We start from the raw sequence: 13,927 nt of genomic DNA, 5'->3' as shown, positions 1-13,927 counted from the left end.
GGACTTTCAGATGAAGAGGGCGGCGAAGATCATGACCAGGCCCGCAAGCGAGACCAGCCAGACCAGCGACCGGATATAGGGAAGGCCTAGGGCGTAGAGCGGCAGATAGACCACGCGCGCCCAGAAATAGAGGGTCGCCCCCCACACGGTCAGGGGGCTGTCCTGACCCGCCACATGGGCGATCAGCACGGCGCCGATGAACAGCGGCAAGGTCTCGAACAGATTGGCCTGAGCCCGTTCGAGACGGCCGGTCAGCGGCTTGGTCGCCACCGGCGTCTCGTCGCGGGGACCCGCGTTCCATTTCGAACCGAACTCGGCCGTGCGCGCCCCGGCCGGCAGGAAGACCTGAACCAGCGCCAGGATCAGCGTCAGGGCCAGATAGGTCAGTTCGGTCGTCATGGCCTTACCCCTGTCTGTAGTTCGGCGCCTCGCGCGTGATCATCACGTCGTGGACATGGCTTTCCCGCAGGCCGGCGCCGGTGATGCGCACGAAGCGGGCGCGCTCCTGGAAGTCCGGGATCGTGCCGGCGCCGACATAGCCCATGGAGGCGCGAAGCCCCCCGACCAGCTGATGCAGGACCGGACCGATGGGCCCCTTGTAAGGCGTCTGGCCCTCGATGCCCTCGGGCACCAGCTTCTCGGACGAGACCTCCTTCTGGAAGTAGCGGTCGGCCGAGCCGCGCGCCATGGCGCCCACCGAACCCATGCCGCGGTACGACTTGTAGGACCGGCCCTGATACAGGAAGACCTCGCCGGGGCTCTCATCGGTGCCGGCGAACATCGAGCCCATCATGGCCACGTTCGCCCCGGCCGCGATGGCCTTGGCCAGGTCGCCCGAATATTTGATGCCGCCGTCCGCGATCACCGAGGCGCCCGATCCCTTGGCCGCCCGCGCGGCGTCCATCACGGCCGTCAACTGGGGCACGCCCACGCCCGCGACGATGCGGGTGGTGCAGATGGACCCCGGACCGATCCCGACCTTCACCGCATCGGCGCCCGCGTCGATCAGGGCCCGCGTCGCGTCATAGGTGGCGACGTTTCCGGCGATGATCTGGATACGGTTGTTCTCGCGCTTTATCCGCTCGACCACCTGGCCGACCGAAGCCGAGTGGCCGTGGGCGGTGTCGATCACCACCACGTCGGCGCCCGCCTCCGCCAGGGCCATGGCCCGTTCGAAGCCGGCGTCGCCAACCGTCGAGGCGGCGCCGACCAGAAGCCGGCCCTGCTCGTCCTTGGCGGCGTTCGGGAAGGCCTGGGCCTTCTCGATGTCCTTCATGGTGATCAGGCCGACAGCCCGATAATCCTCGTCCACCACGATGACCCGCTCGATCTTGCGGGTGCGCAGCAGCTCGCGCGCCTCCTCGCGGCTCGCGCCCTCGCGCACCGTGATCAGGTCGCCGGTGGTCATCAGAGAGGCGGCCGTGACGTTCGGATCGCTCTCGAAACGCATGTCACGGTGGGTCAGCATGCCGACCAGCTTGCCCGACTTGGGATCGACCACCGGGAAGCCGGTGATCTTCTTGCGTTCGACGATCTCGCGCACCTCGCCCAGGGTCGTCGTGGGGCTCACCGTCACCGGATTGACCACCATGCCGCTCTCATAGCGTTTCACGGCGCGGACCTGATCGGCCTGCTCCTCGATGGTCATGTTGCGGTGCAGCACGCCCAGGCCGCCGGACTGGGCCATGGCGATCGCCAGGCGGCTTTCCGTCACCGTGTCCATGGCGGACGACAGCAGCGGGATGTTCAGTTTGATGTCGCGCGTCAGCTGGGTCGAGACGTCGACCATCGCCGGCATGAACTCGGACGGGCCGGGTTCCAGCAAAACATCGTCGAAGGTCAGTCCTTCGCGTATCTCCATGGGGAGTCTCCGTTTTGCGGGCCGCGTATAACGGGGTGCGGGGGTCGGGGGCAAGGGTCTTGCGGCTTATGCACCCGATAGATTTTATTGGTTTGCAACCCAGCGCCCCAATGACCATTCTCGCATCATGGTCGGCGTCATCCTCAGCACCGCGCGAAAACTGGCCCTGAAGATCGCCAGCTACGGGGTCATGCACCTCGTGGTGGCCATTCTCGTGGCCTTCGCCATCACCCGCGACTGGCGTATCGCCCTGGCCGTCGGCATGGTCGAGCCCTTCTTTCAGACCATCGCCTATTCGATCCACGACCGCGTCTGGCACCGGATCGAACGCCGCCGCATGGCCTCGAACATCGAAGAGGCGGCCGAGGCCTTCACCGCTCGGCTCGACATCATGTCGCCCGAGGAACAGGCCCGCGTCCACGACAACCACGGCCATGGCCACAGCCACGCCCTGCCCCGCTCGCTGAAACAGGTGGCGGTCAAGACCGTGACCTATGGCGTCATGCACTTCACCGTCGCCGTCCTGGTGGCCTTCGCCCTGACCCAGGACATCCGCGCCGCCCTGGCCATCGGCGTCATCGAGCCCCTGGTTCAGACGGTCTTCTTCACCCTGCACGACCGGGTCTGGTCGCGGATGGAAGAACGCCGCGCGGCCCGTAGACCCGCGACGGCCTGAAGGCCGCCTAGCGCTTATTGAACGCCACCAGAAACACCTCGGCGCTGTCCTTCCGACTGGACTCCGGCTTGACGTACTTCACCGTCTCGAACTCCTCGCGCAGTCGCGCCAGAACGCCCCCGGCGTCGCCGCCCTGGAAGTTCTTGGAGACGAAGGCGCCGCCGGGCCGAAGGGTGCGGATGGCGAAGTCGGCGGCGATTTCGATCAGGGCGATGATCTTCAGGTGGTCGGTCTGGCGGTGGCCGACCGTGTTGTGCGCCATATCCGACAGAACCAGGTCCGGCTGTCCGCCGATGGCTTCGATCAGCTGCTGATCCACGCCGGGGTGGGTGAAGTCGGCCTGGAACAGGGTCGCGCCGGGGATCGGCTCGATCATCAACAGGTCCACCCCGGCCACGGCGCCCGCGCCCCGGTTCAGCGCCACCTGGACCCAGCCGCCCGGCGCCGCGCCCAGGTCGATGACCTTGGACCCGCGCTTGATCAGGCGGAACTTGTCGTCGATCTCGATCAGTTTGAAGGCGGCGCGCGAACGCCAGCCCTCCGCCCGCGCCCGCTCGGACCATTTGTCGGACAGTTGGCGCTTGATCCACTGCTGGCTCGACATGGACTTGGTGTCGGCCGTCTTCATCTTCGTGCCCATGCCGCGACCGGCGGCCGTTCCGCCGCTGGGCGGCCGCACCATACGACGACGTTCTTGAGGCTTTTCGTCTTCACTCATCGTTCCCACATAGCCCCGACCGGCGTTGCGGGCTATGTCCCGCCGCAAATCAACCCCGAGAGGACGACCGAAATGGCCGACACCCTGACCTTCACCCTGGACACCGGAGACGGCGAAGCCCGCGACGTGGTCATCAAGCTGCGCCCCGACCTGGCCCCGAACCACGTCGCCCGGATCACCGAACTGGCCCAGGAAGGCTTCTACGACGGCGTCGTCTTCCACCGCGTCATCCCCGGCTTCATGGCCCAGGGCGGCGATCCGACCGGCACCGGCACCTCGGGCTCCAACAAGCCGAACCTGAAGCAGGAATTCTCGGCCGAGCCGCACGTGCGCGGCGTCTGTTCCATGGCCCGCACCGCCGATCCGAACAGCGCGAACTCGCAGTTCTTCATCTGCTTCGACGACGCCACCTTCCTGGACCGTCAGTACACCGTCTGGGGCGTGGTCGAGTCCGGCATGGAACACGTCGACGCCCTGCCGAAGGGCGAGCCGCCGCACAGCCCCGGCAAGATCGTCAAGGCGACCGTCAACTAAGCCGGCTCCACACCGAAAGATCGCGCCGGCCTTGGCCGTCGGCGCGATCTCAGGCGTCCGGCGCCGCCTTGTCCCGGCCGCCGTCGAACCGCAGCGTCTGCGCCTCGCGCCACAGCTGCCGCAGCCCCTCGACCGGCTGGTCCGCCCCCAGCAGAGCCAGTTGTTCGACCCAGACCGTCGCGAGTCGATCAATCGTTGACTGAGTCCAGCCCGGCGGCTGCTGGCGCGCCCAGTTCTGCACCGATCCCGCGTTGAAGATCATCAGGAAGACGCAGGCGACCAGCACGGTCTGGCTGGTCCACCGCCGCGCGCGCGCCGCCTCCCCTTCCTCGTCCAACGGCGGGGCGGGGGGAAAGGCGAAACGACCGAGGGCGACCAGGGCGTTCTCCCGCGTCGGCAAGTCATGGGCGTCGGCGGCGTCGATCCAGTCGCTGGGCGGATCGGCGGCCGTCGGCTCCTCCAGCGGCGGAAACGGCGACACCGGCGGCTGGGCGCGGGTGGGAAAGGGGTCGATCGGGTCCGTCGGCTCGCTCATCGTCGGATCAAGGCCTCAGAACTGGAAATAGATGAAGGGCGCCACGCCCTCGGGCCGCATCGCCTCGACCAGAAGGATCGCCAGTCCGATGAGGATGCCCAGGGTCGGCGACGGCGCCGTCTTCAGCCGTTCGGCCAGCCCCTCCACCGCGCGCGGCGGCAGTCCGTGCATCGCCAGTCCGCCGACGATCAACGCCAGCACAAAGGGCGTCAACAGGCTGAAGCCCTCGAACCGACCCAGGCCGACCAACATCTGCATCGCCAGATCGAAGGTTTCGGCGCGGAACAGAATCCAGCCCAGACAGACGACGTGGAAGGTGATCAGAACCCCCAGCCAGGTCGGGACGACCTTGCGGTCCTTGACCAACGCGCGCCCTAAACGCTCCACCACCTGCGCCCCGCCGTGCAGGGCGCCCCAGGCCACGAAGGTCCAGGCCGCCCCGTGCCACAACCCGCCCAGCAGCATGGTGATCATCACATTCATGCACGACGACCAAAGCCCTTTGCGCCCCCCGCCCAGCGGCACATACAGATAGTCGCGCAGCCAGCTGGACAGGCTGATGTGCCACCGCCGCCAGAAGGCCTGCATCGAGGCCGCCCGGTACGGCTGGTCGAAGTTGCGCGGGAAGGAATAGCCCAGCAAGGCCGCGACCCCGATGGCCATGTCCGAATAGGCCGAGAAGTCGCAGTAGATTTGAACTGCATAGGCATAGACTGCCGCCGCTATGTCGATCGCCCCATAGGCCGAAGGATCGAAGAAGACCGGATCCACCAGCCGCGTCGCCAGCTCGGACGCGATCACGGTCTTCTTGAACAGGCCCCAGACGATCAGCAGCAGCCCATGGGTCGCCATCTCGCGCGTCAGCCGCGGCACCCGGGCGAACTGGGGCAACAGGTCCGAGGCCCGCACGATGGGCCCAGCCACCAGGTGCGGGAAGAAGCTCATCAGCAGCATGACGTCCAGCAGGCTCTCGGCCGGCGCCGTCTTGCCGCGATAGACGTCGACCACATAGCTGATGCCCTGGAAGGTGAAGAAGCTGATCCCCACCGGCAGCACCACCTGCAACAGGGGCAGGTCCCGCTCCCAACCGAATTGGGCAAGCAGATCAACAGCCTGTTCGACGAAGAAGCCGTAATACTTGAAGAAGCCCAGGATAAGCAGATTGGCCGCCACGCCCAGACCGACCCACAGTTTGCGCCGTCCCGCCCGGTCGCTGCGCACGATCAGGGCCGCCACGCCCCAGTTCAGCACGGCCGAGACGATCAGCAGCCCCACGAACCGCCAGTCCCACTGGGCGTAGAAGAACCAGCTGGCCAGCAGCAGGAACAGTTTGCGCCGCCCGTTCTCTCGATCCAGGCTCCAGCTGACCAGATAGACGAACAGGAAGAAGACCGCGAAGGCCAGGGTCGGAAACAGCATCAGTCCGCCTCCCCCTTCGCCGCCTTCCAGCGGTCATAGGCGGCCAGCAGATCGTCGCTCAGCACCCCGCCGATCCACTCCGCCCCCTGGGAAGTGAAATGCACCCGGTCGGGCCGCATATAGGGCTCAGGCGCAGTCGCCAGCCGCTCCGCCGAACAGTCGCCTCCCATGCGTCCGTACCAGTCCCAGAATGCGACGCCCGTCTCGCTCGCGACGCGACGCTGCACGTCCCGGACCACCGCCAGAGATGCGGGCGCGGCCCGTCCGCCGCACGGTCCGGCGGTTCCGGCCTTCAGTCCCTCCGGCGCGCCGAGGATCAGTACAGGCAGGCCCGAAGGCAGGCCCGCCAAGGCTCCGCGCAGCCAGGACTCATAGTCGTCGGCGTTGAAGTTCGGCGCGAATCCATCATTGACGCCGAAGGCGATGATGACCAGGTCCGGCCGCCAGGCGTCCAGCTCCAATCGCGTCCAGTCGCCGTTCCTCAGCACCAGATCCTGAACGGTCCCTCCGACGACGCCGAGATTGGACAGCTCCACGCCCGGCCCCTGTCGCGTCAGCCGCACGTCATGGATTTTCACCCTGCCCGTCGGGCGAATCTCGAGCCGCGTCTGGAGCGTGTCGAACATCGCGGTCTGACACACGGGTTGCCAGATTTCGTCGCGGGGACCGGGAAACACCATCGTCCGCAAGCCCGCGCTGCCCGTCAGAGTCAGTTCGGCGTCCTTCGGCCAACCCTCTCCGCAAATCTGAACCTTGTCGAAGGCCGCGCCGTCCTCGGCCGCTATGGCCATCACCCCGCCGTCCGCGACGTCCGCCTCGCTGCCTGTGAACCCGACGCCGATCGGCAGACGCCCGGCGGACAAAACATCGGTCCGCATGGGCCAATCGGTCGTGCTCACCTCCACCTGCATCGGCGCATAGCCGGCGTAGGGGACGCCCGGCGGCAGAACGCCTCGTCCTCCAACGCCGAACCGGGCCTGCCAGCGCGCGCGCACGGCGCCGGTGATCCGGTCGCCGGCCGTATGGCTGTCGCCGATCTGCAGGATATGGACGGGGCGGTCGCGCGCGCCGGCCTCCGTCGCCTCCAGGGCTTGGAACAGCCCCTCCAGGGCCGCCTCGCCGCACAGGCCGTCCGGACAGATCGAAGACACGCCCGGCGTCGGCGCCGCGACCGGCCTATAGGCGACAGCGCCCGTTCCGGCCTGCGCTTCCGCCTGCCCCGCCAGTATCAGTATCGCCGCCCCCACGGCCCCCAGGCTCATGATCAGCCGGTGGGCGGGGTGCCGAGCCGGGGATCGGCCGTCTTGACTTCGATCAGGCCGGCGTCGCGCTTCAACCGCTCGGCCACCGGGGCGGCGATCCGAAGATAGCCGGCCATGCTCATGTGGATGCCGTCATTGGCCCGCATCAGCTGGGGCCGCCCGCTGGGGCCGGGCAGATAGGCGGCGTAGTCGCCCGCCGCATCCGCCGTCAGGGCGGACGTCTCGATCAGGGGCACGCCCAGAGCCTTCATCCGCTCGCGCACCACCGCATTGATCACGGCCATCTTGGCGTCGAACCCGGTGCGCTTCATCTTGGGCAGGCCGACCCAATAGACGGCGACGTCATTGGCGCGCAGCAGGCCGACCAGGTCGTCGATCCGCTTGGCGTAGGCGGCCTTCCAGCCCGGCGTGCCGAAGTCGTGGATCACCCCGTCCAGACTGATGCCCTGGGCGTCGTTCGTGCCGAACAGCACCACCGCCGCATCGACCGGCGTCTCGCGCAGCTGTCGCTCAGTCTTGGCCTGAATGTCCACATAGTCGTAGCGCGACAGACCGGTGGAGACCTCGCTGAACTTGGTCACGGTCACGCCGGGCTGGTGATTCAGATCGCGATAGAGGGCGGCCCACAAGCCGTCGGCCATGGAATCGCCGAACACCCCCACGCTCAGACGCCCCTGCGCCAGCCGAGCCTTCAAGGGCGTGACCAGGGGCTGAGCGGCCGGCGGCGGCGCGACGGGCGGCGCCGCGATTTCGGGCGAAGGCGCGCGGTTCGCCGGCGGACTGGCCGAGGCGACGGCCGACCCGCCCAGCATCAGGGTGGGATGACGCAGCCAGCCGCGCCCGTCCGGCGTCAGGGCCAGGCCGATCACCACCCCGACGACCAGCGCCCAGGTCAGTCCGTTTATGCCGACACGCAAAGTGGGGCGCCCCTCCGACGTAAAGCGGTTACCTATAGCTTAACATGCGCCGGGCGCCATGGCTGACTCTTGTCAGGCGAACGGAAGTTTCAGCCGAACCGCCCCTCGGCCCAGCGCGCGGCGAAATAGCCCCCCGTCGCCGAGATCGTCGTCAGGACCGTGCCCCACATCAGATCGACGACGGTCAGCTTGGTCTGCCACGCGGCCAGGGTGGCCTGGTTGGTCAGGTCATAGGTGGCGTAGGCGACGAAGCCCAGGACCGCCCCGTGGATCGCCGCCTTGGTCCAGCTTCCCTCTTTCAAGGCGGGGGCGATGGCGAGGAAGACCGTCCCGGCGATCGAGATCAGATAGAAGAGCACGGCCGCCTTCATGTCCGGCTTCTCGGCCAGGATCGGGCCCAACACCGGCTTGTAGAAGCGGTTGGTCATGGTGGTCAGCCAGACAGCGTCGATCACCGCGAAGGTGATCCCGGCGCCCAGATAGGCGAAGACATATTTGATCACGACAAACTCCTCAGACGGGTTTTCAGGCCGGTTTCAGGCGATAGTGGCTGACCGCCCAGGTGCGGCCGCCGTCGTTGCCGAACAGACCGGCGGTCGCCAGGTAGAAGCGCCGCCACCGCCGGGTCCAAAGCTTGGCGTCCGCCCCATAGGTCTCGCGCATCAGCACGGCGACCCGCCCGGCGTTGCGGTCCATATTGGCCAGCCAGTGATTGGCGGTGCGGGCGTAATGGCCGCCGTTCCAGGTCCACTCCTGCTCGACCGCGAACAGGTCGGGAAACTGCCGGATCAGTCCGCGGCTGGGCATGATCCCCCCGGTGAAGAAATGCTGGGCGATGAAGTCGCCGCTGTCGGTGTGGTCGAACCGATAAGGGGCGTCGCGGTGGGTGAAGACGTGGATGAACATCCGCCCGTCAGGCTTCAGCCAGGACCGGGCCTTGGTCAGCAAGGCGCGCCAATTGGCCATGTGCTCGAACATCTCGACCGAGACGATCCGGTCGAACCGCTGGTCGGTGTCGAACCGGTTCATGTCCTGGGTGACGACCGTCAGATTGGTCAGCCCCCGCGCCCTCGCCTCGCCTTCGATATGTTTGCGCTGGCCGTGGCTGTTCGACACCGCCGTAATCCGCGCTCGAGGATAGGTCTCGGCCATCCACAGCGACAGCGAGCCCCAGCCGCAGCCCATCTCGAGGATGGTCTGCCCGTCCGCCAGATCGGCGTGGGCGCAGGTCTCCAGCAGGGCCGCGACCTCTGCCTGATCCAGGGTCTCCGTCCCTGTCGGATACAGGCAGCATGAGTATTTCAGCCGCTCGCCCAGGCACAGGCGGAAGAACTCGGGCGGCAGTTCATAATGCTGCCGGTTCGCCGCATCCGCATGTTCGGCGATCGCCCGCTCGGCCATCTCGCGCGCAAAGCCCGCCGGATCGTGAGGGCCGTCGCGATCCAGGCGCCGACGCGCCTCCGTCACCAGACTGTCGATCGCCGGCCGGGTCACGAAGTCCGGAAACGGCGCGTCCTGCAACTGGCGAATGGCGACATTGGTCAGGTTCATCGACGGCTCTGATGCGGCGGTTGCGGCGGTCTCCACAGGCATACGCCCGGTCGGTCCGCACGGATGCCGCCTCGGCCCTTGCCGCCTCTCATCCGCTTCCCATCTGTCCCCAGGCGGCCTTTGGGGGAGGCCAATCGGACAGTCCGGACACTTCGGACACTGTTTTTTGCGGGCCGTCGCGCAGCCGCGACATCCCCGGCTTGCCCTGTCGTCCGCGCCGGGTTAGGCGTGGCCCAACACGCCGATATTCATCAGGCGATGAAAAGAGGGAGAGCGATGGGTAAGATCTACGCTGACGTCACATCCGCGCTGGAGGGCCTGACCTTCGACGGCATGACCGTCATGTCCGGCGGCTTCGGCCTGTGCGGCATCCCCGAGAACCTGATCGCCGCCCTGCGCGACAGCGGCGTCAAGGGGCTGACGGTCATCTCCAACAACGCCGGGGTCGACGGCTTCGGCCTGGGCCAGCTGCTCGCCACCCGCCAGATCGCCAAGATGATCAGTTCTTACGTCGGCGAGAACAAGGAGTTCGAGCGCCAGTATCTGGCCGGCGAGCTGGAGCTGGAGTTCAACCCCCAAGGCACCCTGGCCGAACGCATCCGCGCCGGCGGCGCCGGCATCCCCGCCTTCTTCACCGCCACCGGCGTCGGCACCCTGGTCGCCGAGGGCAAGGAAGTCAGGAACTTCAACGGCCGCGACTACGTGATGGAGACCGGCCTGGTCGCCGACCTGTCCATCGTCAAGGCCTGGAAGGCCGACGAGCGCGGCAACCTGGTCTTCCGCAAGACCGCCCGCAACTTCAACCCAATGATGGCCACCGCCGGCAAGGTCACGGTCGTCGAGGTCGAGGAGATCGTCCCTGTCGGCTCCCTCGATCCCGACCAAATCCACACGCCGGGCGTCTACGTCGACCGCCTGGTCCAGACCGTGTCCGAGAAGCGCATCGAACAGCGCACCGTCCGGCAGAGGGAGGCCGTCTGATGCCCCGCACCCGCGAACAACTGGCCGAACGCGCCGCCCAGGAGCTGCAGGACGGCTTCTACGTGAACCTGGGCATCGGCATTCCGACCCTGGTCGCCAACTACATCCCCGCAGGCATGACCGTGACCCTCCAGTCCGAAAACGGCATGCTGGGCATGGGCCCCTTCCCCTACGAGGGCGACGAGGATCCCGACCTGATCAACGCCGGGAAGCAGACGATCACCGAGATCCCCGAGTCCTCCTACTTCTCCAGCGCCGACAGCTTCGCCATGATCCGCGGCGGCCATATCAACCTGTCCATCCTGGGCGCCATGGAGGTGGCTCAGAATGGGGACATCGCCAACTGGATGATCCCCGGCAAGCTGGTGAAGGGCATGGGCGGCGCCATGGACCTGGTCGCAGGCGTCAAGCGCGTGGTCGTGGTCATGGAACACGCCAACAAGCACGGCCAGTCCAAGGTGCTGAAATCCTGCACCCTTCCCCTCACCGGAACGGGCGTGGTCAGCCGCATCATCACCGACCTGGCCACCTTCGACGTCAAGCCGGACGGCGCGGGGTTGGAGCTGATCGAGCTGGCCGAGGGCGTCACCCTGGACGAGGTCGCCGCCAAGACCGAGGCGGCCTATACTGTCTCCGAGGCGCTGAAGGCGGGCTGACCTGGCCCCCGCAACTGCCCGGAGGCCAGCGCCGTGGATGAACTGGAACCCCAGGTCCCCCGCCTGTCCCTGGCGGCCCTCTTCCTGAAGTTCCTGGGTTTCGGCCTACTGGCCTTCGGCGGGCCCGTGGCCCAGATCGCCATGATCCGTCGCGACCTGGTCGAGCGCGAGCGCTGGATGTCCAGCGCCCGTTTCAACCGTTTGCTGGCCGTCATGCAGGCCCTGCCGGGGCCGGAGGCGCACGAACTGTGCGTCCACATGGGGATGACGGCGCGGGGCCGTCTCGGCGGCCTGCTGGCGGGCCTGGGATTCATGGCGCCCGGCTTCCTCCTGATGCTGGCGGCGGCCTGGGCCTATCAGCGGCTGGTCGCCGACAGCGCCGCCTGGGCCGGCCCGCTCCTGGGCATGCAGATCGTGGTCCTGGCCCTGATCGTCTGGGCCGTGCGGCGGATCGGGCGTCATGTGCTGGAGGATCGGCAGCTGTGGCTGGTTGCGAGCTTCGCCTGCGCCGCCAGCCTGATCGGCGCCCCCTTCTGGGTCCCCCTGATCGCCGGGGGGCTGATCTACGCCTTCGGCGGCCGCCCCTGGGTTGCGGCAGGCCTGGCCGTCGCCGCCGTCGTTCTGGCCGTTGTCCTGCGCGGCGACGGGGCCTTCTCTACACCTCTGATCCAGCCGACCGGCGCGCCGGCGGAAAGCCTGGACCTCTTCCTGGCGGGACTGAAGGGCGGCCTGCTGACCTTCGGCGGCGCCTATACCGCCATTCCCTATCTGCGCGCCGACACGGTGGGGCGGGGCTGGGTCTCGGACGGCGCCTTCCTGGACGGGGTGGCGATCGCCGGGGTCCTGCCCGCTCCCTTGGTCATCTTCGGAACCTTCGTCGGCTATCTGGCGGGCGGCTGGGCCGGAGCCCTGGCGGTGACGGCGGGGATGTTCCTGCCCGCCTTCGCCTTTTCGATGATCCTGTTCGAACGACTGGAGGCGGTGGTCGACCACCCGCCCCTGCACCGCGCCCTCGCCGGGGTGGCGGCGGCGGTGACCGGCGTCATCGCCGCCACGGCCGTCCAGTTGCTCTGGTCCACCGCCCACCGCGCCCCGTCCCTGTGGGGCGCGGGCCTGCTGTTCCTCGCGGCCCTGTTGGCGGCCCTGTTCGCCAAGGGGCGCTGGGCGGCGCCGGTCCTCGTCGTCTCGGGCGCCTTGGGCGGCCGGCTGCTCTTCGGCTGAAGCCCGGCCTCAGCGCGCCGAGCGGATGGTCCAGTCGGCGATCTGGGTGTTGATGTCGCGCGTCGCCGTATCGAAGGCGGCGACGATGGCCGAGACCCGGTTCTCGCTCGCCGGCTGGGTCACGGTGAAGACCCGTTCGACCGAACGTCCCTCTTCCGGCCGGATGGCGCCCTCGCCCCGGCGCTCAGGCGTCGAGCGAAGCTGGGCCCTGGCCGTGATGACCACGTCCGGGGTCGCCCCCAGCGCGGCGTAGCGCGCCTCGAAGGTCGTCACCGTGACCTGCAACACGAGCGGCGGCGTACCCGGCTCGCGTCGGCCCAGCACGCGGATCTGGTCGGCCCGATTGGCGAAGGCCGCCTTCAGACTGTCGTCGAACAGGGTCGAGGCCGGCGACACCCAGCGCGCCCCGCCGATATAGGCGGTCTCGGTGCCCGTCACGCCGAGGATGCGGTCGTCGCTGCTGGCCTCCGGGAACTCAATGCGCCGGATCGACACCGACAGGGGCGCCGGCGTGTCGCCCTCCGCGGACGGCGCATCCATGGGCAGACCGAACCGATACAGTTGCACCGGGTCCGGCGTGGACAGCAGCGAACAGCCGCTCAGCGAGACCACGACGCCGGCGACGGCGCCCAGTTGAACCAGGGAACGGATCACGGCTGCACCTCCAGCTCTTTCGATTGCGGTTTCCCGATGAAGTCTCGCGGGCTGGCGCGGACGTCGTCGATCAGGGCCTGAAGCGACCGGGTCGCCTCCTGCAGTTCCTCGATGGTTCCGCTCAGCTGCGGCAGGCTGGAGGTGGCGAAGTCGCCCAGAGGCCGCTCCAGTCCGGTTATCGAGCGATTGGCCGAGGCGATGGCGACCCGCGCCTCCGCCGTGGCCTGGTTGATGTTGGCAATGGCTTCGCGGCCGTCGGTATTGACGACGGCGCGCATGTCGGCGCCCAGCCCCTGGTATTCCAGTATGGTGGCGTTGGCGTTCTTCACCGCCTCCTCCAGCTCGGCGAAGATGGCCTTGCGCGCCTCCAGCTCGGTCGTCAGGGCCTCGACGTTTTTCACACTGGTCGAGAAGCTGCGGATATTGTCGTCGGACATGACCCGGTTGATCCGGTTCAGCGCGTCCACCGTCTGGGCCAGGACCGTGCCGGACCCGCTCAGCAGTTCCGCGATCGGCGACGGCTGGCTTTGCAGAACCGGCACCACATTGTCCGGATACTGATCCTTCAGCAGGGCGCTGTTGGGCGAACCCGCAGTGATCTGGATATAGTTCAGACCCGTGATCCCCTGCGGCTCCAGCTGGGCGCGCGAGGTCACGCGCACCGGCGTCGAGGCGTCCACCCGAACCCGGGCGATGACCTGGTCGCCGCGCTTGGTGTCGATATTCAGGTCGGTCACCTCGCCCACGCGGATGCCGTTGAAATGCACCTCGCCCCCTTCCGACAGGCCGTTGACCGGCCCGTAGAAGACGATGTCGTACAGGTCATAGTCGCTGTTGAACTGCAGCCGGGCCAGCCAGATGGTGAACACCGCCAGGGCCGCCAGAAGGGCGACGGTGGCGATGCCGACGGCGGCGTAGTGTGCGTCTCTTTCCATACCTGGC

General features: G+C 67.8%; 16 protein-coding genes. 5 read left to right on the top strand and 11 right to left on the bottom strand.

Going from position 1 to position 13,927, the window contains the following annotated elements; translation table 11 throughout:
• Window positions 1-6 precede the first annotated feature (6 nt).
• Both JL11_RS08215 and guaB read right to left on the bottom strand, forming a co-directional pair.
• Entirely contained in the window at window positions 7-399 is a 393-nt protein-coding gene (locus tag JL11_RS08215; protein WP_054765243.1) for an MAPEG family protein, read from the bottom strand.
• Between the two features lie 4 nt (window positions 400-403).
• The gene (gene guaB, locus JL11_RS08210; protein WP_054765242.1) at window positions 404-1,861 is read right to left on the bottom strand and encodes an IMP dehydrogenase; all 1,458 of its coding nucleotides are present in this window, start codon (window positions 1,859-1,861) and stop codon (window positions 404-406) included.
• Between the two features lie 127 nt (window positions 1,862-1,988).
• Here guaB and JL11_RS08205 point away from each other — a divergent pair, with 127 nt between their 5' ends.
• A complete protein-coding gene (locus JL11_RS08205; protein WP_054765241.1) occupies window positions 1,989-2,537 on the top strand; it encodes a DUF2061 domain-containing protein in 549 nt (182 codons plus the stop codon).
• A gap of 7 nt (window positions 2,538-2,544) precedes the next feature.
• On the opposite strand, the gene JL11_RS08200 is transcribed toward JL11_RS08205, so the two are convergent.
• The gene (locus tag JL11_RS08200) at window positions 2,545-3,255 is read right to left on the bottom strand and encodes an RlmE family RNA methyltransferase (protein ID WP_054765240.1); all 711 of its coding nucleotides are present in this window, start codon (window positions 3,253-3,255) and stop codon (window positions 2,545-2,547) included.
• 72 nt (window positions 3,256-3,327) lie between these two features.
• Between JL11_RS08200 and JL11_RS08195 the strand changes: the two genes are divergently transcribed.
• On the top strand, window positions 3,328-3,789 hold the full coding sequence (locus tag JL11_RS08195; RefSeq protein WP_054765239.1) for a peptidylprolyl isomerase: 462 nt from the start codon (window positions 3,328-3,330) through the stop codon (window positions 3,787-3,789).
• 49 nt (window positions 3,790-3,838) lie between these two features.
• Here JL11_RS08195 and JL11_RS08190 read toward each other — a convergent pair whose 3' ends face one another.
• The 6 genes from JL11_RS08190 to JL11_RS08165 all read right to left on the bottom strand — a co-directional run bounded on the left by JL11_RS08190 (window position 3,839) and on the right by JL11_RS08165 (window position 9,473).
• Window positions 3,839-4,324 carry a hypothetical protein gene (locus JL11_RS08190; protein ID WP_054765238.1) on the bottom strand — a complete coding sequence of 162 codons (486 nt, stop codon included), beginning with the start codon at window positions 4,322-4,324 and terminating at the stop codon, window positions 3,839-3,841.
• Between the two features lie 15 nt (window positions 4,325-4,339).
• Window positions 4,340-5,743, bottom strand: a complete 1,404-nt coding sequence (locus JL11_RS08185) for an MBOAT family O-acyltransferase (protein WP_054765237.1) — start codon at window positions 5,741-5,743, stop codon at window positions 4,340-4,342.
• Window positions 5,743-7,005, bottom strand: a complete 1,263-nt coding sequence (locus JL11_RS08180; protein WP_054765236.1) for a GDSL-type esterase/lipase family protein — start codon at window positions 7,003-7,005, stop codon at window positions 5,743-5,745. The genes JL11_RS08185 and JL11_RS08180 overlap by 1 nt, the downstream gene beginning before the upstream one ends.
• Before the next feature lie 2 nt (window positions 7,006-7,007).
• Window positions 7,008-7,922, bottom strand: a complete 915-nt coding sequence (locus JL11_RS08175; protein WP_054765235.1) for an SGNH/GDSL hydrolase family protein — start codon at window positions 7,920-7,922, stop codon at window positions 7,008-7,010.
• Between the two features lie 89 nt (window positions 7,923-8,011).
• A complete protein-coding gene (locus JL11_RS08170) occupies window positions 8,012-8,425 on the bottom strand; it encodes a DUF2177 family protein (RefSeq protein ID WP_054765234.1) in 414 nt (137 codons plus the stop codon).
• 22 nt (window positions 8,426-8,447) lie between these two features.
• On the bottom strand, window positions 8,448-9,473 hold the full coding sequence (locus JL11_RS08165) for an SAM-dependent methyltransferase (protein WP_054765233.1): 1,026 nt from the start codon (window positions 9,471-9,473) through the stop codon (window positions 8,448-8,450).
• A 276-nt stretch (window positions 9,474-9,749) separates the two neighbouring features.
• Between JL11_RS08165 and JL11_RS08160 the strand changes: the two genes are divergently transcribed.
• From JL11_RS08160 to chrA, 3 genes are read left to right on the top strand one after another with little or no spacing between them, the layout of a single operon-like run.
• Window positions 9,750-10,454 carry a CoA transferase subunit A gene (locus JL11_RS08160; protein ID WP_054765232.1) on the top strand — a complete coding sequence of 235 codons (705 nt, stop codon included), beginning with the start codon at window positions 9,750-9,752 and terminating at the stop codon, window positions 10,452-10,454.
• Entirely contained in the window at window positions 10,454-11,110 is a 657-nt protein-coding gene (locus JL11_RS08155) for a 3-oxoacid CoA-transferase subunit B (RefSeq protein ID WP_054765231.1), read from the top strand. Before JL11_RS08160 ends, JL11_RS08155 begins: the two co-directional genes overlap by 1 nt.
• Window positions 11,111-11,143: 33 nt before the next feature.
• Window positions 11,144-12,331: a chromate efflux transporter gene (gene chrA, locus JL11_RS08150; RefSeq protein WP_231681446.1), complete on the top strand. Its 1,188-nt coding sequence runs from the start codon at window positions 11,144-11,146 to the stop codon at window positions 12,329-12,331.
• Window positions 12,332-12,340: 9 nt separating this feature from the next.
• Here chrA and JL11_RS08145 read toward each other — a convergent pair whose 3' ends face one another.
• Window positions 12,341-12,985, bottom strand: coding sequence for an ABC-type transport auxiliary lipoprotein family protein (locus tag JL11_RS08145; RefSeq protein WP_054765230.1), 645 nt, complete (start codon window positions 12,983-12,985; stop codon window positions 12,341-12,343).
• Entirely contained in the window at window positions 12,982-13,920 is a 939-nt protein-coding gene (locus JL11_RS08140; protein ID WP_054765229.1) for an MlaD family protein, read from the bottom strand. Before JL11_RS08140 ends, JL11_RS08145 begins: the two co-directional genes overlap by 4 nt.
• Window positions 13,921-13,927: the final 7 nt, after the last annotated feature.

Origin of the sequence: Brevundimonas sp. DS20 (genome assembly GCF_001310255.1) — a bacterium.
Classification (GTDB): Bacteria; Pseudomonadota; Alphaproteobacteria; order Caulobacterales; family Caulobacteraceae; genus Brevundimonas; species Brevundimonas aurantiaca.
Note: the sequence above shows the minus strand (reverse complement) of the source record. Positions and strands in the feature narration are given on the sequence as shown.